This is a genomic window from Sulfitobacter sp. R18_1, from assembly GCF_017743915.1.
GTDB lineage: Bacteria > Pseudomonadota > Alphaproteobacteria > Rhodobacterales > Rhodobacteraceae > Sulfitobacter > Sulfitobacter faviae.
Map to the genome: position 1 here is coordinate 145,018 of NZ_JAGHRG010000004.1, position 20,135 is coordinate 165,152.

20 protein-coding genes are annotated in these 20,135 nt (G+C 64.2%); 13 read left to right on the forward strand and 7 right to left on the reverse strand.

Translation table 11 applies throughout. The features are described from left to right. Window positions 1–76: 76 nt before the first annotated feature. The 10 genes from J7392_RS10100 to J7392_RS10145 all read left to right on the forward strand — a co-directional run bounded on the left by J7392_RS10100 (window position 77) and on the right by J7392_RS10145 (window position 9,059). On the forward strand, window positions 77–535 hold the full coding sequence (locus tag J7392_RS10100) for a universal stress protein (RefSeq protein WP_040700546.1): 459 nt from the start codon (window positions 77–79) through the stop codon (window positions 533–535). 113 nt (window positions 536–648) lie between these two features. Continuing rightward, complete coding sequence (locus J7392_RS10105; protein WP_067261530.1) at window positions 649–1,209, forward strand: NifU family protein; 561 nt, start codon at window positions 649–651, stop codon at window positions 1,207–1,209. After that, the gene (tsaB, locus tag J7392_RS10110; RefSeq protein ID WP_209217434.1) at window positions 1,202–1,825 is read left to right on the forward strand and encodes a tRNA (adenosine(37)-N6)-threonylcarbamoyltransferase complex dimerization subunit type 1 TsaB; all 624 of its coding nucleotides are present in this window, start codon (window positions 1,202–1,204) and stop codon (window positions 1,823–1,825) included. The genes J7392_RS10105 and tsaB overlap by 8 nt, the downstream gene beginning before the upstream one ends. After that, window positions 1,822–2,277: a GNAT family N-acetyltransferase gene (locus J7392_RS10115; protein WP_209217435.1), complete on the forward strand. Its 456-nt coding sequence runs from the start codon at window positions 1,822–1,824 to the stop codon at window positions 2,275–2,277. The genes tsaB and J7392_RS10115 overlap by 4 nt, the downstream gene beginning before the upstream one ends. A gap of 107 nt (window positions 2,278–2,384) precedes the next feature. Next, window positions 2,385–3,386: a BMP family ABC transporter substrate-binding protein gene (locus tag J7392_RS10120; RefSeq protein ID WP_209217436.1), complete on the forward strand. Its 1,002-nt coding sequence runs from the start codon at window positions 2,385–2,387 to the stop codon at window positions 3,384–3,386. 136 nt (window positions 3,387–3,522) lie between these two features. Beyond that, window positions 3,523–5,124 carry an ABC transporter ATP-binding protein gene (locus tag J7392_RS10125; protein ID WP_209217437.1) on the forward strand — a complete coding sequence of 534 codons (1,602 nt, stop codon included), beginning with the start codon at window positions 3,523–3,525 and terminating at the stop codon, window positions 5,122–5,124. Window position 5,125: 1 nt separating this feature from the next. Then, on the forward strand, window positions 5,126–6,262 hold the full coding sequence (locus tag J7392_RS10130; protein ID WP_209217438.1) for an ABC transporter permease: 1,137 nt from the start codon (window positions 5,126–5,128) through the stop codon (window positions 6,260–6,262). A gap of 35 nt (window positions 6,263–6,297) precedes the next feature. Continuing rightward, window positions 6,298–7,266: an ABC transporter permease gene (locus J7392_RS10135; protein ID WP_067261873.1), complete on the forward strand. Its 969-nt coding sequence runs from the start codon at window positions 6,298–6,300 to the stop codon at window positions 7,264–7,266. 114 nt (window positions 7,267–7,380) lie between these two features. After that, on the forward strand, window positions 7,381–8,295 hold the full coding sequence (locus tag J7392_RS10140) for a sulfite exporter TauE/SafE family protein (RefSeq protein WP_067261874.1): 915 nt from the start codon (window positions 7,381–7,383) through the stop codon (window positions 8,293–8,295). Next, a complete protein-coding gene (locus tag J7392_RS10145) occupies window positions 8,292–9,059 on the forward strand; it encodes a TIGR02186 family protein (RefSeq protein ID WP_209217439.1) in 768 nt (255 codons plus the stop codon). The genes J7392_RS10140 and J7392_RS10145 overlap by 4 nt, the downstream gene beginning before the upstream one ends. Here the strand turns inward: J7392_RS10145 and J7392_RS10150 are convergent. From J7392_RS10150 to J7392_RS10170, 5 genes are all read right to left on the reverse strand, one after another. Continuing rightward, on the reverse strand, window positions 9,056–10,594 hold the full coding sequence (locus tag J7392_RS10150) for an AAA family ATPase (RefSeq protein ID WP_209217440.1): 1,539 nt from the start codon (window positions 10,592–10,594) through the stop codon (window positions 9,056–9,058). The two genes, J7392_RS10145 and J7392_RS10150, sit on opposite strands and share 4 nt — an antisense overlap. Window positions 10,595–10,672: 78 nt before the next feature. Further along, a complete protein-coding gene (locus tag J7392_RS10155; protein WP_067261877.1) occupies window positions 10,673–11,392 on the reverse strand; it encodes a LuxR family transcriptional regulator in 720 nt (239 codons plus the stop codon). Then, window positions 11,340–11,546, reverse strand: a complete 207-nt coding sequence (locus tag J7392_RS10160; protein WP_082851964.1) for a hypothetical protein — start codon at window positions 11,544–11,546, stop codon at window positions 11,340–11,342. The genes J7392_RS10155 and J7392_RS10160 overlap by 53 nt, the downstream gene beginning before the upstream one ends. A gap of 191 nt (window positions 11,547–11,737) precedes the next feature. Further along, a complete protein-coding gene (gene ccrA, locus J7392_RS10165; protein WP_209217441.1) occupies window positions 11,738–13,018 on the reverse strand; it encodes a crotonyl-CoA carboxylase/reductase in 1,281 nt (426 codons plus the stop codon). Between the two features lie 125 nt (window positions 13,019–13,143). After that, the gene (locus tag J7392_RS10170; protein ID WP_209217442.1) at window positions 13,144–14,541 is read right to left on the reverse strand and encodes a 1-acyl-sn-glycerol-3-phosphate acyltransferase; all 1,398 of its coding nucleotides are present in this window, start codon (window positions 14,539–14,541) and stop codon (window positions 13,144–13,146) included. Between the two features lie 165 nt (window positions 14,542–14,706). On the opposite strand from J7392_RS10170, the gene J7392_RS10175 reads away from it, so the two are divergent. From J7392_RS10175 to deoD, 3 genes are all read left to right on the forward strand, one after another. After that, complete coding sequence (locus J7392_RS10175; protein WP_209217443.1) at window positions 14,707–16,674, forward strand: protein meaA; 1,968 nt, start codon at window positions 14,707–14,709, stop codon at window positions 16,672–16,674. Window positions 16,675–16,757: 83 nt separating this feature from the next. Continuing rightward, window positions 16,758–17,102 carry an H-NS histone family protein gene (locus J7392_RS10180; protein WP_209217444.1) on the forward strand — a complete coding sequence of 115 codons (345 nt, stop codon included), beginning with the start codon at window positions 16,758–16,760 and terminating at the stop codon, window positions 17,100–17,102. Window positions 17,103–17,301: 199 nt separating this feature from the next. Continuing rightward, window positions 17,302–18,006, forward strand: coding sequence for a purine-nucleoside phosphorylase (deoD, locus tag J7392_RS10185; RefSeq protein ID WP_209217445.1), 705 nt, complete (start codon window positions 17,302–17,304; stop codon window positions 18,004–18,006). Window positions 18,007–18,195: 189 nt separating this feature from the next. Here deoD and J7392_RS10190 read toward each other — a convergent pair whose 3' ends face one another. Then, window positions 18,196–19,845 (reverse strand): FAD-binding dehydrogenase, encoded by a 1,650-nt coding sequence (locus J7392_RS10190; RefSeq protein ID WP_209217446.1) that lies wholly within the window; start codon window positions 19,843–19,845, stop codon window positions 18,196–18,198. 52 nt (window positions 19,846–19,897) lie between these two features. After that, the gene (locus J7392_RS10195; RefSeq protein ID WP_067261889.1) at window positions 19,898–20,113 is read right to left on the reverse strand and encodes a hypothetical protein; all 216 of its coding nucleotides are present in this window, start codon (window positions 20,111–20,113) and stop codon (window positions 19,898–19,900) included. Between the last annotated feature and the right edge of the window lie 22 nt (window positions 20,114–20,135).

The following is a 20,135-nucleotide window of genomic DNA, read 5'->3' on the forward strand; positions in this document are numbered from 1 at the left end:
GCGAAAGCAATTGCCAGCGCCGCCCGCCCGCGCCATGATCGCACCGCACCGGGAGGTGGTGCGGAGAGAGGGTTTGATGCGGAAATTCCTAGTGGTGCTGGACGATAGCACCGAATGTTTGAATGCCATGCGTTTCGCCGCCCTGCGCGCGGCGCGCACGGGGGGCGGCGTAGCCGTCCTGTCGGTGATCCCACCCGAAGAGTTCAACCATTGGATCGGCGTTGGCGACCTTATGCGCGAAGAGGCCCGCGAACGGATCGAGGTGCATTTCGAGGTTTTCGCCAAATGGATGCGCGACAAACAGGGCGTCGACCCTGAGTTAATCATCCGCGAGGGCGAACCGACGGACGAGATCATTCAGCAGCTGTCCGACGACCCCGACATCGGCGTTCTGGTGCTCGGCGCCAGCGGCGACCGCAAGAAAGGCCCCGGCCCGCTGGTCACGCAATTGTCGCGCTCTGCCGGTGCCCTGCCCGTGCCGATCACCATCGTGCCCGGCGATCTGAGCAAGGAACGGCTCGAAGCGATCACCTGAGCGCTCTGCCGCACGCCCAATGCCCGGCGCCGCAATTTAGAACGGTTCTAAACCTTGACTTGCCGGCCGCGCAGGCGCATATCAGGAGCCACGCCGAAAGCGAGGTACACCCCATGTTCATCCAGACCGAATCCACTCCGAACCCCGCAACGCTCAAGTTCCTGCCGGGTCAGACCGTGCTGGAGATGGGCACCGCTGATTTCCCCTCCCCCGAAGCCGGGGCGACCTCCCCGCTGGCCCAACGGCTTTTTGCGGTCGAGGGCGTGACCGGTGTGTTCTTCGGCACCGATTTCGTCACCGTGACCAAGCAAGACGCGGTGGAATGGGACCATGTGAAACCCGCCCTGCTCGGCGCCATCATGGAGCATTTCCAGTCCGGCGAGCCGGTCATGGCCTCTGACCACCAGCCCACATCCGGCCACGCCGCGCATGACGGCGAAGACGGTGAAATCGTCGGTCAGATCAAAGAGTTGCTGGACAGCCGCGTGCGCCCCGCCGTGGCGCAGGATGGGGGCGACATCACCTTTCACGGCTTTGAGCGCGGCGTCGTCTATCTGCATATGCAGGGTGCCTGCGCCGGTTGCCCCTCTTCGACCCTGACGTTGAAAATGGGCATCGAGAACCTGCTGCGCCACTACATCCCCGAGGTCACAGAGGTGCGCCCGGTTGCCTGAGCATGGCGCAAGCGGGCCGCTGATTCTGGCCTTTGACACATCGGCCGCGCATTGCGCGGCCGCTTTGCTGTCGGGCGATCGGATATTGGCCTCCCGCACCGAGCCGATGACCAAGGGTCAGGCCGAGCGGATCATGGTCCTTTGCGAGGAATTGCTGAGCGAGGCCAGGCTGGCCTATGCCGACCTCACCGCGCTTGGCGTCGGCATCGGGCCGGGCAATTTCACCGGCATCCGCATCGCCGTTTCTGCCGCCCGCGGGCTGGCGCTTGGCCTTGGCATTCCGGCGGTTGGGGTCGATGCCTTCGACGCGCTGCGCGAAGGCCATGACGGCCCCTGCGCCTGTGCAGTGGATGCCCGCCGCGATCAGGTATTCCTGCAAGGCTTTGACAACCCTGCCATTTCCGCGCCCGCGCTTCATGATGCCACAGCCCTCCCGGCCTTTACCGGCCCGCTGATCGGCGCGGGCGGAGAGCCGCCAGCGATGCCCGTGGCCGAAGCCATCGCCCGCATCGCCGCGCGCCGCTTTGCCAGCAATCCGCCGCGCCCCGCGCCGCTTTACCTGCGCCCCGCCGATGCCGCCCCCGCCCGCGACGCCGCCCCGGTGCTGCTGCCGTGACACCGGCGGCCCTCGCCACGATCCACGCTGCGGCCTTCACCCAAGACAGGCCGTGGCAGGAGGCGGAGTTCGCAAGCCTGCTCGACAGCCCCTTCGTGCAGCTTTTCACCTGCCCCGGCGGCTTTGCCCTGACCCGCACCATCGCGGGCGAATCCGAACTGCTGACGCTTGCCGTGGACCCTGCGCAGCAACGTCGGGGGCTGGGCCGGGCCCTGCTGCGCGACTGGCTGGCGGCCTTGCCCGCCGACTGCGAAAGCGCCTTTCTCGAAGTCGCCGCCGATAATCTGCCCGCCCGGGCGCTCTATACGGATCAAGGCTTTGCCCAAATCGCCACCCGCCGTGCCTATTACGCGCGCAGCGGCGCCCGGCCCGTGGATGCCTGCATCCTGCAACGCGTCTTGACCCATGGTCACGCTGGCGATCCGGGCGGCTTGCCCTCAAAAAGCGGTTGACCCTACCCCCCGCCTGCGCCCTAGATTATACCTGATCACATGATCCACAAACGCCGTGGCGGCAGCATCTGATTGACCGCCCGACACCACAACCCGGGAGACACCAAATGACCCTCATGACGAAATTCCTCGGCGCTGCTGCGGGCCTTGCCCTCACCGCGGGCGCGGCAGCGGCTGAACCGGCGCTGATCTTCGACCTCGGCGGTAAGTTCGACAAGAGCTTCAACGAAGCGGCCTTCAACGGTGCCTCCCGCTGGGCCGAAGAGACCGGCGGCAAATTCGCCGAGATCGAGATGCAGTCCGAAGCGCAGCGTGAGCAGGCCCTGCGCCGCTTCGCCGAATCTGGTGCCAACCCGATCATCACCATGGGCTTCGCCATGGCCGATCCGCTGGCGACCGTCGCGCCCGACTATCCCGACACCAAGTTCGCCGTGATCGACGTGAACTGGCTTGACCTGCCCAACGTGCGTCAGGTCAGCTTTGCCGAACATGAAGGCTCCTACCTCGTCGGCGTCATGGCCGCGATGGCCTCCGAGAGCGACACCGTGGGCTTCGTCGGTGGCATGGACGTGCCGCTGATCCGTCACTTCGGCTGCGGCTATGCCCAAGGCGTCAAGGCGACCAACCCCGACGCTACCGTCATCGCCAACATGACCGGCACCACCCCCGCCGCGTGGAACGACCCGGTGAAGGGCTCTGAGATCACCAAGGCCCAGATCAACCAAGGCGCTGACGTGGTCTATGCCGCCGCGGGCGGCACCGGCGTGGGCGTGCTGCAAACCGCTGCCGACGAAGGCATCCTGTCGATCGGCGTGGACAGCAACCAAAACCACCTGCACCCGGGCAAGGTCCTGACTTCCATGCTGAAACGCGTAGATGTCGCCGTCTATGACGCGATGATGGCGGGCGAAGACCTCGAAGTCGGCGACGTCGTGACCCTCGGCCTTGCCGAAGAAGGTGTCGGCGTTGCCATCGACGAGCATAACCAAGATCTCGTGACCGAAGAGATGAAGGCCGCTGTCGACGAAGCGCGCCAGAAGATCATCGACGGCGAGATCAAAGTGGTCTCCTACTACGAGAACGACAGCTGCCCGGCACTGGACTTCTGAGCCCGATTTATCCACAATCGACCCCCGGGGCCGCGCCGATCATCGGCGCGGCCCCTTTTAAAACCCCACAGCGTGACCGGGGCAGCGATGGAACAACGCCAGATCAAGGGCTGCAACGCCCGCAGGACCTTTTGACATGACCGATACCGCCCCCGCGATCGAACTCAAGGGCATCTCCAAGGCCTTCGGCCCGGTACAGGCCAACAAAGATATCTCCATCCGCGTCATGCCGGGCACAATCCACGGCATCATCGGCGAGAACGGCGCCGGGAAATCGACGCTGATGTCGATCCTCTACGGCTTCTACAAGGCCGACGCGGGCGAGATTTACATCAGTGGCCGCAAGACCGAGATCCCCGACAGTCAGGCCGCCATCGCCGCCGGCATCGGCATGGTGTTCCAGCACTTCAAGCTGGTGGAAAACTTCACCGTGCTCGAAAACATCATCCTCGGCGCCGAGGATGGCCGCCTCTTGAAGCCCTCGCTGTCGAAGGCGCGCAAGACGCTGATCGAACTGTCGAAGGACTACGGCCTCAACGTCGACCCCGACGCACAGATCCAAGACATCGGCGTGGGCATGCAGCAGCGCGTGGAAATCCTGAAAGCGCTCTACCGGCAGGCCGATATCCTCATCCTCGACGAGCCCACGGGCGTGCTGACCCCCGCCGAGGCCGACCAGCTCTTCCGCATCCTCGGGCGTCTGCGCTCCGAAGGCAAAACCATCATCCTGATCACCCACAAGCTGCGCGAGATCATGGAGATCACCGACACCGTGTCGGTCATGCGCCGCGGCCAGATGACCGCCACCGTGAAAACCGCCGAGACTTCGCCGCAGGAACTGGCCGAGCTGATGGTCGGGCGCAAGGTGCTCTTGCGCGTCAACAAAGAGCCCGCCACCCCGGGCGATGTCATCCTTGACATCAAGGGCCTGCGGGTGGTCGACGACAAGGGCGTCGAGCGGCTGCGCGGGATCGACCTGCAGATTCGCGCCGGCGAAGTGCTGGGCCTCGCGGGCGTCGCGGGCAACGGCCAGTCGGAACTCTTGGAAGTGCTGGGCGGCTATGCCGACGGCACCGGCAGCGTCACGCTGAACGGCACGCCGCTGGACCTGTCGGGCAAGAAAAGCGACGGCCAGTCGCGCCGCGCGCGCGGCGTCGCCCATGTGCCCGAAGACCGCCAGCGCGAAGGCCTGATCATGGATTTTCAGGCTTGGGAGAACAACGTCTTCGGCTACCACCACGACGACCGTTTCAACAGCGGCATGCTGATGGACCATGCCGCGATCCGCGCCGATGCCGAGGACAAGATGGCCCGTTTCGACGTGCGCCCGCCCGACCCGACGCTGGCCGCCAAGAATTTTTCCGGCGGCAACCAGCAGAAGATCGTCCTTGCGCGCGAGATCGAGCGCAACCCAGACCTTCTGCTGATCGGCCAGCCCACCCGCGGCGTTGACATCGGCGCGATCGAATTCATCCACGAGCAGATCATCGCCCTGCGCGATCAGGGCAAGGCGATCCTGCTGGTCTCGGTCGAGCTTGAAGAAATCCTCGCCCTGTCGGACCGCATCGCGGTGATGTTCGACGGGCAGATCATGGGCGAACGCGCCGCCGATCAGACCGACGAAAAGGAGCTTGGGCTGCTGATGGCCGGGATCACCGATACCGAGAACGAACACAGCGTGGCCGAGGTTGAGGCCAATCTCGCCCGGGCGGGCGGCGACGCGCGCAAGGAGGTCTGAGATGGACGTTATGCCGAAATGGGCCGAGGTGATCCTCGTGCCGCTGATCTCCCTGCTGCTGGCCGCCGTGCTCTCGGCGCTGGTGATCCTGTCGATCGGCGAAGACCCGATCGCGGCGGTGAATCTCATGGTCAAGGGCGCGCTCGGCTCGACCTATGGCTGGGGCTACACGCTCTATTACGCCACCAACTTCATCTTCACCGGCCTCGCCGTCGCCGTGGCCTTCCACGCGCGGCTGTTCAACATCGGCGGTGAGGGTCAGGCGATGCTGGGCGGCCTCGGCGTGGCGCTGGCCGCGCTCTACATCCCGTGGCCGCATTGGACGCTGGCACTGATCGGTTGCGGCGTCATGGCCGGTCTTCTGGGCGCGGTCTGGGCCGCAATCCCCGGCTGGCTACAGGCCAAGCGCGGCTCGCACGTCGTGATCACCACGATCATGTTCAACTTCATCGCCGCGGCGCTGCTGAACTACGTGCTGGTCAACGTCATGCGCCCGCCCGGCAGCATGGACCCGGCGAGCGCCCGCTTCCCCGAGGCCGTGCATCTGCCGACCCTGCACGAGTTGCTTGCCCCCCTTGGCATCGCTTTCTCCAAATCCGCACCGGCCAACGTCTCGCTGCTGGTGGCCGTCGGCGCCTGCGTGGCGATCTGGATGCTGATCTGGCGCACCCGTCTGGGCTATGAAATCCGCGCCTACGGCCATTCGCAGCCGGCGGCGAAATACGCGGGCATCTCGCCCGTGCGCATCACCATGATCACGATGATTATCTCGGGCGCGCTGGCGGGTCTGATGGCGATCAACAACGTCATGGGCGAAAGCGAACGTCTGGTGCTGAACGCGACCGAGGGCGCGGGCTTCATCGGCATCGCCGTGGCACTAATGGGCCGCTCGCACCCGGTGGGCGTTTTCTTTGCCGCCCTGCTCTTCGGCTTCCTCTACCAAGGTGGCGCGGAACTGGCGCTCTGGACCTCGATCCCGCGCGAGTTGATCGTCGTCATCCAGGCGCTCGTGATCCTCTTCACCGGCGCGCTCGACAACATGGTGCGGATGCCGCTGGAGCGTCTCTTCTTGATGTTCCGCCGCCCCGGACCGCCCAAACCCGGCCCCCGCAGCGCCCAGTCGGAGAGCGCGGAATGAGCCCCTATACCCCCCTGAGAAAGCGGGTCTGACCTATGGACTATATCACGCTCATCCAATTGCTCGACAGCACCGTGCGGCTGGCCACGCCGCTGCTTCTGGCCTGTCTTGCCGGTCTTTTCTCCGAACGCGCGGGCGTCTTCGACATCGGGCTTGAGGGCAAGATGCTGGCCGCGGCCTTCTTCTCGGCAGCGCTGGCCTCGCTCACCGGTTCGGTCTGGCTGGGTTTGGCGGCGGGCATCGCCTCCTCGCTGGCGCTCAGCGCCGTGCATGGCCTCGCCTCGATCACCTTCCGCGGCAACCAGCTGATTTCCGGCGTGGCGATCAACTTCCTCGCCGCGGGCATGACCGTGCTGATCGCGCAGGACTGGTTCGCCCAAGGGGGCCGCACCCCCTCGCTCTTCGGCGGCGCGCGGTTCGAGCCGATCACCCTGCCCTTCGCCGAGGCGATGGAGAGCGTGCCGATCATCGGCCCGCTTTACGAAGAGCTGATCTCCGGCCATTCGATCCTCGTCTATGCCGCCTTCCTCGCCGTGCCGCTGACATGGTGGATCCTGTTCCGCACCCGCTTCGGCCTGCGCCTGCGCGCGGTGGGCGAGAACCCCGCCGCCGTCGACACCGCCGGTGTCTCGGTCGTGGGTCTGCGCTATGCCGCCGTGGCCATCGCGGGCCTGCTCTGCGGCGTGGCGGGCGCCTACCTCAGCACCGCGCTACAAGCGGGTTTCGTCAAGGACATGTCGGCGGGCCGCGGCTTCATCGCGCTGGCCGCGCTGATCTTCGCCAAGTGGCGCCCGTGGTACGCGCTCTGGGCCACGCTGCTCTTCGGCCTTTTCGGCGCGCTGGAGACCCGACCGGACGTGATCCAATCGGTCATCGGCATCAAGGTGCAGGGCCAGCTTCTGGGTGCCCTGCCCTATCTGATGACCGTGGTGATCCTCGCCGGTTTCGTCGGAAAAGCGATCCCGCCGCGCGCGGGTGGCGAGCCCTATGTGAAAGAACGCTGACACTTCCTTCCGGCCCTTGCACCCGAGGGCCGGATCGGCGCAACCTGTCAAAGTGGTCGCCTCACCGCGACAAGCTATGTTGAACTGCGCGGCCGTTCGGGGCTAGGAAACGTCATGCAAATCTACCTGCCCATTGCCGAAGTATCGGTCAACGCCTTCCTCCTTCTGGGGTTGGGCGGCATCGTGGGCATCCTGTCGGGCATGTTCGGCGTCGGCGGCGGCTTTCTGATCACGCCGCTGCTGTTCTTTGTCGGCATCCCGCCCGCTGTGGCGGTGGCGACCTCGACCAATCAAATCGTGGCCTCTTCCTTCTCGGCGCTTCTGGCGCATCTCAAGCGAAAGACGGTCGATTTCCGAATGGGCTGGGTGCTGCTGGCCGGGGGCCTGATCGGCTCCGGCATCGGCATGTTCATCTTCAACTACCTTAAATCGCTCGGCCAAGTCGATCTGCTGGTGACGCTTTGCTATGTCGTCTTCCTTGGCATTATCGGCGGGCTGATGTTCGTGGAATCGCTCCGCGCCATCCGCCGCACCCGCAAGGGGGGCCGGGTCAAACGCAAGAAGCACTATTGGGTGCATGGGCTGCCGTTCAAAATTCGCTTTCGGGTTTCGGGCCTTTATATCTCAGTGATCCCGCCGGTGCTGGTCGGCGCGGCGGTCGGGATGCTTTCGGCGATCATGGGCGTGGGCGGCGGCTTCATCATGGTCCCTGCAATGATCTACCTGCTCGGCATGCCGACCAAAGTGGTGATCGGCACCTCGCTGTTGCAGATCATCTTCGTCACCGGCTTCACCACCATGCTCCATGCCACCACCAACCAGACGGTCGACATCGTGCTGGCGGTGCTGCTGCTGGTGGGCGGTGTGTTGGGCGCGCAGGTGGGCACGCGGATCGGCGTGCGGATGCAGGCCGAACAGCTGCGCATCCTGCTCGCGGTGCTGGTCTTGGCGGTCTGCGGCAAGCTGGCGCTCGACCTGTTGCTGGAACCGGCGGAACTCTATTCTCTCAGCCCGGTGGCGGCGGAATGATGCGCGCGGTGATCGCCTTTCTTGGCCTGTGTTTCACGGCCCTGACCGCCACGGCGGAAGAGGAAATCGTGCTTGGCCTCAGCCAGGCCGAAGTCTCCATCACCACCAATTTCGACGGGTCCGAGATTCTCGTCTACGGGGCCGTGAAACGCGAAACCCCGATCCCCGATGGCGCGCCGCTCGAAGTCGTCATTACCGTCTCCGGCCCCTCGGCCCCGGTCATGGTGCGCCGGAAAGAGCGGCGCTTTGGCATTTGGGTGAACACCGCCGCGGTTGAGGTCGACCGCGCGCCGAGTTTCTACGCCGTGGTCACCTCCGGCCCGCTGGCCGAGGTGCTCAAACGTATCGAAGACCTGCGCCACCGCATCTCCATCCCCCGCGCCATCCGGTCGGTCGGCGCCCCGATGGAGATCGCGGACCCCACCCAGTTCACCGACGCGCTGATCCGCGTGCGCAAGGATGCGAACCTGTACCAAGTTATCGAAGACGGGGTGAAAGTGGATGAGCAGACCCTCTTCCGCGCCGCCGTCGCCCTGCCCGCCTCGCTCACCGAAGGGGCCTATGACACGCGGATTTTCCTCACGCGCGGCGGCGATGTGGTGGCGCAATATGAGACGATCATCGACGTGCGCAAAGTCGGGATGGAGCGTTGGTTGTTCAACCTCGCCCATCAACAGGCGTTTCTCTACGGGCTGCTGTCGCTCTTCATCGCGGTTGCCGCGGGCTGGGGCGCCTCTGCCGTCTTCGGCCTCATGCGCCGCTAAGGCGCGCCATCCTCGGTCGCCTCAAGCGTCAGCGCCGCTGCTGGCGAGGCCCGCAGATCATCCACCCGCAGCGGCCCCGAAGGTTTGCTGAGCCGGTTGCGCACCACCCAGATCAGCCGCTCCTGAGCGCGGGTGATGGCGACGTAAGCCAGCCGTTTCCACAGCGGCTGCCCCGCCTCCGACCGCCCCATCCGCGCGGCGGCATAGAGATCGGGCGCAAAGACCTGCACATTCTCCCACTGGCTGCCTTGGGCCTTGTGGATCGTCACCGCCGCCCCGTGCAGAAAGGTCGCCCCCATGCGCGCAGCGAAGGGGATGAAGGGTTCTTCTTCGTCGGGTTTCTCGATCTTCACGATCGAGGCGGCACTCACCTGCGGGTCCTCGGCCCCGATCACATGCAAGCGGCTGAAGCCGGGCTTGCGCCCCTCGCCCAGATAGACCACCTGCGCGCCCTTGATCAGGCCCCGCGCTTCAAGGTCCAGCCGTTTCTTGCGGTGTTTCAGCGGCAGTTCGATCCCGTCGCAGATCAGCGGCTCACCCGCCAGCAACGCATCTTCGGGCGCGCCATGCACGCTGCGGAACGCATTGATGAGCCGGATGCGCGTCGCGTTGCGCCAGACCAGCACCGGGCTGCGCGCCATGAGATCGACTTCGACACGCTGGCCCCAGACCACGCGGTCATCCTTGCGCGCCGCGTCTTCGATCATCCGCTCGAAGTCATGAAACTCCAACTGCGGATCGGCCAGCGCATGGGCGAGATCAAGGATCGGGTTGTCGGCCTCTTGCCGGTGGATGCGGTTGAGGTTCAAGACGCGCTTCTCGGGCAGTTTCTCGAAGACCATCGTGCCCGATTGCCCCACCGGTGCCAACTGCGCCGGGTCGCCAAACAACAGCAGCGTCGGGAAGATCTCTTTCAAATCCTCGAACTGCTTGTCGTCCAGCATCGAGCTTTCGTCGACGAAACCGATGTCCAACGGCTCTTCCCGCCGCTTCCAGCCGGTGATGAAATCGCTGCCGCGCAGCCCCGCCGCCGCCAGCGCCCCGGGCACCGACTTGTTGTTCGCAAAAAACGCCGCCGCCCGGTCCAGCGCCATTTCGCTCAAGCCCTCGATCTCGGGCTTCTCGCCGTTGCCGGTCAGCCATTCGGCGATGCGCTCGTACTCGGGGTGATAGACCGGCGTATAAAGAATGCGGTGGATCGTCGTCGCGGGCACCCCGCGCAGGCGCAGCACGCTCGCCGCCTTGTTGGTGGGCGCGAGGATCGCCAAGGTGCGCTTCTCGCGCTTCTTGCGCGATTCGTAATCGCCCGAGACGATCTCGACCCCGGCCCCTTCCAGCGCGCGGTAAAGCTCGGCCAGCAGCAGGGTCTTGCCCGATCCGGCCTTGCCGGTCACCGCCATCACCTGATCCGGCCCGCCCGCAGGCGGCATCAAAAGCGAGTCGTCCAGATCAATGCCCGCAGAGCGCAGCATATCGGCCACCTTGTCATGGGCGGCGGCTTGGTCTTCGGAATAGGTGAGCGCGGTAGATGTCATTGGGCGACCCTAAATGAGCCCCGCGCCGGGGGCCAGATGGCTTTGCCCCGCGCCTGCGATTCATGTGGATTATCCGCCTCAGACGACGATCAGCCCCCGGCTCAGCGCGCGGGCGACGGCATGGGTGGTGTTGGACGCCCCCAGTTTGAAGCGGGCGCTTTCCACATAGGCCCGCAGCGTATGTTCCGAGATCGACAGACGGTCAGCCACCTGCGCGCGGCTATAGCCCACCGCCAGCAGGGTCATCGCATCCACCTCGCGCGGGGAGAGCGCCTGCACGGCACCCGGTGCCCGCTCCGGGGCCAGCGCCAGCGCCTTTTCGTTGAAGCAATGGGCCGCCCAGATCAAATCGCGCCGGTGCCGCGCGGTGAAAGCGGCCCAAACCCGATCGGTGCAACTGTGGTTCGTGGTGAAAAGCGCGAATTGCCCATGCGGCCCCCGGATCGGGACCGAGAACCCCTGATCGCCAACCCCATGGTCCAAAGCATCCCGGCGAAACTGCCGCGCCGCGCGAGAGGACCAATCGAGGTCTTTCCAATCCACCGGCTCGAACCGGCGATAGCAGCCCGCGACCACGGGATCGATGCGCAGGTAGTTATGCGCCTGATAGCGCTCAGACCAGAGCGCGCCATAGGTGCCGCAGCCATATTGCACCCCCGCCGTGTCGACCCAGTGATAGACGACATGCAGAATGCCATAGTGATCGCGCAGGTCTTTGCAGGCCTGCCCAAGGGCGGGCTGGCCATCAGCCTGCGCCAGCCTTTCCCAAATCCGTTCCAGATGCGGCTCTATCCTCATGCGTCCGGCCCATGGCCCTTTCGCGTTGCAAGGACATCTCAGCCAGAGCGATCAGCGCCGCGTCGTCCAACTGTTCCGCCGTGCGCGGCAGTTGGTTCGCCATGGCAAAAGCCCTGAGATCGGCCAAAACGTCCAATATCCAATCATCTCGCATGAGGGTCGCCCAGCTTTGGTTAATGGCAGATTAATACAACCATAGCATGTACGAAATTTTGCACTATCCGCGCTTTCTGTCCCCCCATAAATAGCGGGGCTTCGGGCGCTAAGCCTCTGTTTCGACAGGGCACCATGCAAAACCCCCGCAGCCGAAGCCACGGGGGTTTCATCTTAGCCGATCCGTGTCGCTTAGTCGCGGGCGACCAGCGTGTCTTCCAGCGTGCGCAGCCCGGTCGTCGGGGCTTGAACCAGCACCGACATATTGCCCGGCTTATGCTCATTACGCATCATCTTCATATGCGCCTCGGGCAGATCGGCCCAGCTAAAGACCTCGGACATGCAGGGGTCGAGCCGCCGCTCCATCATCAGCTTGTTGGCGGCACTCGCCTGTTTGAGGTGGGCAAAGTGGCTGCCCTGCAAGCGCTTCTGGTGCATCCACATGTAGCGCACGTCGAAGGTCAGGTTGAACCCGCTTGTGCCTGCGCAGATCACCACCATGCCGCCCTTTTTCACAACGAAGGTGGAGACTGGGAAGGTCGCCTCACCGGGGTGCTCGAAGACCATATCAACGTTCACGCCCTTGCCAGTGATGTCCCAGATCGCCTTGCCGAATTTGCGGGCTTCCTTGAACCACTCGGCATATTCCGGCGTGTTCACGGTGGGCAATTGGCCCCAGCAGTTGAAGTCCTTGCGGTTCAGCACCCCCTTGGCGCCCAGATCCATCACGAACTGGCGCTTGCTCTCGTCGCTGATCACGCCGATCGCATTGGCGCCCGCGGTGTTGATAAGCTGGATCGCATAGGAGCCGAGGCCACCGGAGGCGCCCCAGACCAACACGTTCTGCCCGGGCTTCAGGTCATGCGGCTCATGGCCAAAGAGCATCCGGTAGGCGGTCGCCAGCGTCAGCGTGTAGCAGGCGCTTTCTTCCCACGTGAGGTGCTTGGGCCGGGGCATCAGCTGCTGGCTCTGCACCCGGGTGAACTGCGCAAAAGAGCCGTCGGGTGTCTCGTAGCCCCAGATCCGCTGGCTGGGAGAATACATCGGGTCGCCGCCGTTGCATTCCTCGTCGTCGCCATCGTCTTGGTTGCAGTGGATCACCACCTCATCGCCGACCTTCCAGCGGGTCACCTTGTCGCCCACCGCCCAGACGATGCCCGAGGCATCGGAGCCCGCGATGTGGTAAGGCTCGCCATGGCCGTCGAAGGGGCTGATCGGCACGCCGCGCGCGGCCCAGACACCGTTGTAGTTGATGCCCGCCGCCATCACGAGGACCAGCACGTCTTGGCTGTCGAGCTTAGGCACGTCGACCACCTCTTGCAGCATCGCGCTGTCCGGGTCGCCGTGCCGTTCGCGGCGGATCGCCCAGGCATACATCTGTTTCGGGACATGCCCCATCGGGGGCATCTCGCCCACTTCATAGAGGTCCTTTTGCGGGGCGTCATATTCGGCGTGTTTCGTATCCAGTGCCATGTGGGCCTCCTGCCGGTGATCGGTGTCTACAAGGTCTGTGCCGCACCGCAGAATCGCGGCGGCTCCCTTTCGGGATATGATCCGCTGCGCAACAATGCAACCCCTAGATGCCGCCTTTTGTAATTTTATGACCCAGCAGTCGCAGCAATTTCTGCCGCAGGTGCAGCATCCTCCGAGGGGAAATGTGCAATGGAATTAGCGTAGAAGGCCAAAACAGGCCCCTGCCCCTCGACGATCTCCAGCCCCTCCGGGCCTTCGGAAATGACGCCACGTTTCTTGAGCCGCGCGACTGCGCGGGCGACCCGTTCGGGCAGGACGTCCGGCTTCGGCACCCGGTTGCGCGGCGGCATCTGCTCCAAGGTCGCGGCCACTTCGGCCAGCAGATCGGCCTCCTTCATCGGGCGCGCGGCCTGCAACGTCACCCGTGCGATCAGCGGCACGGTCAGCACCGGCATCGCCTGCGCGATCCGGTCCATCAACATTTCGGACAGTTCCGAGACCGGCACCCCGGCCCCGGTACGGCGCAGCGACAGCGGATCGCCAAAGGTCACCGCCGCCGTGCCAAAACGCGTGTCGCGCCCGCGCAGCCGCCGCCACATCTTGCGCAGCACGAAGCCCACGACCACCGTGATCCGCGCTCCAAAACGCCGGTCTCCGCGCTGCCCGGCGGCGATCAACACGCGGTCTTCCAGCACCCGGTCATAATTGATCGCCACGGGCACAAAGATGATGTCGCGCGCGCCCTCGGGGTCGAACCCATCCACGACATAGGACAGAAGCCCGACCTTCGGCGGCTGCAAGGCCCCGGTCAGGCTCAAGCCGCCCTCGGGGTAGAAGGCCTGCGTCACCCCGCCCGTCGTGGCCATCTGCACATAGCGCGCCAAGACCTTGCGGTAGAGCGCCCCGCGCGACCGGCGGCGGATGAAGTAGGCCCCCATGGAGCGGATCAACGTGCTCAGCGGCCAAACCCGCGCCCATTCCCCCACCGCATAGCTCAGCGCCGAAGACCGCGCGGCGAGATAGGTCACCAGCATGTAATCCATGTTCGACCGGTGGTTCATGATAAAGACCACCGTGGCATCCCGCGGCAGCGCGGCGAATGTCGTCTCGTTACTCACCGCCGTCTCGACCCGGTAGACCGTATTGGTCAACAGCCGCGCCAAGCGGATGCCGAAACTGAAATAGGCGAAGGCCGAAAACCGCGGCACGATCTCACGCGCATATTCCCGCGCCTTTTGAAAGGCCACGTTCTCGGGCACGCCGTTGCTGCGGGCATAGTTGACGATCTCTTGGCTGACCTCCGGATCATAGATCAGCCGTTGGATCATGTCGTGCCGCCGCGCCAGTTTGAAGGGCTCAATGGGCCGCGTCAGCCGTTTGTTCAACCGTGCTACTGCCCGCTCAAGCCGCCGGCGAAAGAACCAACGCACCGAAGGCAGCAGAAAGTGGCTCAGCGCCGTGACGGCTGCGAAAACCACGATGAGGATGAACAGCCAAAGGGGCAATTGCACAGTCTGCGTCATGGCTTAACCCTTACAGCGCGGGGGCGAGAGGACAATATTTATCTGTTTCCCGCCCGCCCAAGCGGCCCGAGTGATGCCGCAACGCAGCGAATTGACAGAGGCATATTATTTCCCTTATCAACATCGTGACGCAACTTTATTGCCACCCAGATTCAAGAGGCCACGATGACCCAACCGCAGAAAGACCGCCCCTGGCTCATTCGCACCTATGCGGGCCATTCCACCGCCGCCGCGTCCAACGCGCTCTACCGCTCGAACCTTGAGCGCGGGCAGACCGGGCTTTCCGTGGCCTTCGACCTGCCGACCCAAACCGGCTATGACAGCGACCATGTGCTCAGCCGCGGCGAGGTGGGCAAGGTGGGCGTGCCCGTCAATCACCTCGACGATATGCGCGCGCTGTTTGACGGCATCCCGCTGGAACAGATGAACACCTCGATGACGATCAACGCCACCGCCCCATGGCTGCTGGCGCTCTATATCGCGGTGGCCGAGGAACAGGGCGCGGATGTCTCCAAGCTGCAAGGCACGGTGCAAAACGACCTGATCAAGGAATACCTCAGCCGCGGCACCTATATCTGCCCGCCCGCGCCATCGCTCAAGATGATCGCGGATGTGGCCGAATTCTGCTATACGAATGTCCCAAAATGGAACCCGATGAACGTCTGTTCCTACCACCTGCAAGAGGCGGGCGCGACGCCGGAACAGGAATTGGCCTTCGCACTGGCCACCGCCACCGCCGTGCTCGACGCGCTGAAACCCCGCGTCCCGGCAGAGGATTTCCCGAAATTGGTGGGCCGCATTTCCTTCTTCGTGAACGCAGGCATCCGTTTCGTCACCGAAATGTGCAAGATGCGCGCCTTTGTAGACCTTTGGGATGAGATTTGTCGCGCGCGCTATGGCGTCGAAGACCCCAAATTCCGTCGCTTCCGCTATGGGGTGCAGGTAAATTCGCTGGGGCTGACCGAACAACAGCCCGAGAATAACGTCTACCGTATTCTCATCGAAATGCTGGCCGTGACCCTGTCGAAAAAAGCCCGCGCCCGCGCCGTGCAATTGCCCGCATGGAACGAAGCTCTCGGCCTGCCCCGCCCCTGGGATCAACAATGGTCGATGCGGATGCAGCAGATCATGGCCCATGAAACGGACCTTTTGGAATTCGACGATCTATTCGACGGCAACCCCGCGGTCGATGCCAAGGTCGAATTGCTGAAAGAAGGCGCGCGGGCGGAATTGGCGAATCTCGACGGGATGGGCGGCGCGATTTCCGCGATCGATTACATGAAAGGACGTTTGGTCGAAAGCAATGCCGACCGGCTGCGGCGTATCGAAAGCGGCGAAACCGTCGTGGTCGGGGTCAACAAATGGCAGCAAGGCGCGCCCTCGCCCCTGATGACCGGCGCGGGCGATATCATGCAATCCGACCCCGGCGCCGAGGCCGACCAGCTCGCCCGGCTCGACGCATGGCGCCGCGCACGCGACGAGGGTGCCGTGAAACAGGCGCTGGCCGATCTGCGCGCAGCGGCGCAGGCGGGCGAGAACATCATGCCCGCCTCCATCGCCGCCGCGAAAGCCGGGGTGACCACCGGCGAATGGGCCGCGCAGATGCGCGCCGTTCACGGGGAATATCGCGGCCCCACAGGGGTTTCCGCAGGCCAGTCCAACAAGACCGAAGGTCTGGACGACCTGCGCGATGCGGTAGACGCGGTCAGCGACAAATTGGGCCGCAGGCTGAAATTCCTCGTCGGCAAACCAGGGCTCGACGGCCACTCAAACGGGGCCGAGCAAATCGCCGTCCGCGCCCGCGATTGCGGCATGGACATCAGCTATGAAGGCATCCGTCTGACACCTGCGGAGATCGTCGAAGCAGCACAAACGGAAGCCGCCCATGTGGTCGGCCTGTCGATCCTCTCGGGCTCTCACGTACCCTTGGTCGAAGACCTGATGAAACGCATGGCCGAGGCCGGGTTGACCCATATTCCCGTCATCGTCGGTGGCATCATTCCCGAGGCCGACGCCACCCGTTTGCGCGCCGCCGGGGTGGCGCAGGTCTATACGCCGAAGGACTTCGAATTGAACGTCATCATGCAGGATATTATTACGCTCGCCGATCCCAAAGCGGTGGCGGCGGAATAGGCTGACACAAAATACATCGTGCAATTAACTTATTGCCTCTATAATTCCCTCTACCAGCACAATCTGGAAAGGAAATATCAGATATGGAAAAAGACCTGAAATCCATGAGCCGTAAGGAACTGGAGAAACTTCTGTCGGATGTCAAAAAGGCATTTCAGGCTGCACAGGCGCGCGAACGACGCGCCGCACGCAAGGCAGCGCAAAAGGCAGCGGCGGAATATGGCTTTTCCCTGAATGAGTTAGCTGATGAGGCCCCCGCGCCCAAGAAGGCCAAGAAGCCGCGCAAAGCGCCTGCCGGTCCGAAATCGAAACCCCAGTTCGCCAATCCAGAAAACCCGTCCCAGACTTGGACTGGAAAAGGCCGCCAGCCAAATTGGTTCCGCGCCCAAGTAGAGAATGGTGCCGATCCGGAAACGATGCGGGTTTAATACTTCCCGAAATACGGGAACTTCGCGCCGGTTGAATAGCAATTCACCGGCGCTTTTTTATTGCTAACGGAAATGTGAATTCGATAGTCACCGCCCGCACGGCGCCGAGCGGAAGTTTACGTCACGCCCCCTGCCCCACCGCAGCCCTTGTGAAGCCCGCCTTGCGCGGGCAAAATGCGCCAAACATCAGGAGACAGAAATGACCGTCCATATTGGCGCAAAACCCGGCGATATCGCCGAAACCGTATTGATGCCCGGCGACCCCTACCGCGCGAAATGGGCGGCGGAGACCTTTCTCGAAGGGGCCGAACTGGTCAACGAAGTGCGCGGCATGCTCGGCTTTACCGGCACATGGCGCGGAAACCGGGTGACGATCCAAGGCTCGGGCATGGGCATGCCGTCGCTGTCGATCTACGCCAATGAGTTGATGACCGAATATGGCGCGCAGACCCTGATCCGCATCGGCTCTTGCGGGGGGATGCAATCCCATGTCGGCATCCGCGACGTGATCATCGCCATGACGGCGAGCACGATCACCTCGCCCTCCTCCGGTATTTTCCGCGAATTGAACTACGCCCCCTGCGCCGATTACGGCCTTTTAAGCGCTGCTGTCGCTGCCGCCGAAAAGCTCGAAGCTAAGACCCATGTGGGCGGGATCTATTCCTCGGATGTTTTCTATGCAGAGCGCCCCGATCTTGACGAGCAGATGGTGCGCCATGGCATCCTCGGTGTCGAGATGGAAGCGGCGGAGCTTTACACGCTTGCCGCGCGGCACAAGCGGCGTGCCTTGGCGGTGCTGACGGTGAGCGATCATTTGCAGACCGGCGAGGCGTTGCCGTCGGAGGATCGCGAAAAGAGCTTTGGCGATATGGTTGAGATTGCGCTGGAGGCGGCCTTTGCCTGAGTGCGGCGCCTGCTGAGAGGGCGGGATTGGTATTTGAAAAAGGATGAAGGGGCGCGGCGGGGGTCGCGCCTTTTTTCGTGGCTTGGCAGGTAGTGTGAGCGGTGGGGTGCTTCGTTGGTTGGCGCTCGCGTGTGGGGAGAGTGCGGAAGGTATTTGGGAAAGGATGAAGGAGGGGGTGTGGCGCGTCTTTTAGGCGTGTTGGCCGGCGAGGCGGCCGGAGTAGAGGCAGCCGCCCAAGAAGGTGCCTTCGAGGGCGTTGTAGCCGTGGTAGCCGCCGCCGCCGAAGCCGCAGACCTCTCCGGCGGCGAAGAGACCGGGGAGGATGGTGCCCGCAGGCGTGAGCACGCGGCCTTGGGTGTCGCTGTGTAATCCGCCGAGCGATTTGCGGGTGAGGACGTTCAGGCGCACGGCGATGAGCGGGCCGTTGGCCGGGTCGAGGATGGCGTGCGGTTTGGCGGTGCGGATCAGGCGGTCGCCACGGTAGTTGCGGGCGCCGCGGATTGCTGTGATCTGGGCGTCTTTGGCGAAGGGGTTGCCCAATTGGCCGTCGCGGGCTGCGATTTGGGCGCGGATGTGCTCTAGGGCGACGGGGGCGTCTGGTGTGAGGGCGTTCATGCGGGTAACGAGGGTTTCCAGATCCTCGACGACGATGAAATCCGCGCCCTTTTCTTTGAAGGCCTCGACTGCGGCAGTTGCCCCCTTCCCGAGCCGTGCTTTCAGGACTTCGCCCCATTTGCCGGAGGTGAGATCGGGGTTCTGTTCGGAGCCCGAGAGGGCGAATTCCTTTTCGATGATCTTTTGCGTGAGGATGAACCAGCTGTGTTCGCCTGCTTGCAGGATGCGTTTGAGGGTCGAGAACGTGTCGAAACCGGGCAGGCAGGGGGCCTCCATCCGGTCGCCGCGCGCGTCGAACCACATGGACGAGGGGCCGGGCAGGATGCGGATGCCGTGGTTGGGCCAGATCGGGTTCCAATTTTGCACGCCTTCGCAGTAGTGCCACATGCGGTCTTCGTTAATGAGCCCCGCCCCGGCCTTTGCGGCGATGGCGTGCATCTTGCCGTCGACGTAGTCGGGCACGCCGCTGACCATCTGGCGCGGCGCGGGGCCGAGGCGGTCTTTGGGCCAGTGTTGCCGCACCAGATCGTGGTTAGCGCCGATGCCGCCGGTGGTGAGGACGACGGCCTCGGCGGTATGTTCGAAGTCGCCGGTGACATCTCGCGATGTGCTTTGGCCGCGCGGGGCGTCGCTGTATTCCAGCACCTCGCCCGCCACGCCGGTGACCGCGCCATCCGATGTGATCAGCCGGGTGGCGCGGTGGCGGAAGGCAAGGCGCAGTTTGCCCGCTGCCGCGTATTCCTGCATCAGCCGCGCGAAAGGGGCGACGACGCCGGTGCCTGTGCCCCAGGTGATGTGAAAGCGCGGAACAGAGTTGCCGTGGCCATGGGCCCCTGCCCCGCCGCGCTCGGCCCAGCCGACGACCGGGAACCAGCGCAGGCCGATCTGGTGCAGCCAAGCGCGCATGTCGCCTGCCGCCCAGTCGATGAACCCTTCGGCGAGCTTGCGGGGGTTGGCGTCTTCTGCCCGGTCGAACTGCGCCGAGCCCATCCAGTCGCGATAGGCGAGTTCCGCGCTGTCGCGGATGCCCATGCGGCGCTGTTCGGGTGTGTCGACCATGAAGAGACCGCCGAGCGACCAATAGGCCTGCCCGCCGAGGCTTTGCGGGCCTTCTTGGTCCATGAGCAGCACACGGCGACCGCGCAGCACGGCCTCATGGGCGGCAACCATGCCGGCCAGACCCGCCCCCACGACGATCACATCTGCTTTGAAACGCTCACCCATTGCTGCCTCCCCTGTTCCGGCAAGCTTGCGGCGGGCTGGGGGCAAAAGCAAGTCACAGACGCGGGGTGTCGAGCCCTTTGAGGCAGCGGTCGGGCGGGCCTTCGCTGCGGTAGGCTTCGGCCCCGCAGGCGACGCAGTGGTATTTGCGTAGCGCGCCCTTGTCCCCCGCCCGGTCTTCGCGCCAGCGGCAGTCGCGCGTGGGCGCGTTGCGACGGGCAAAGATCAGCACGATCACAAAGACGATCACGATGACAAAGGGCAGGATCATGGGAAAAACCAAAGGCCCGGCG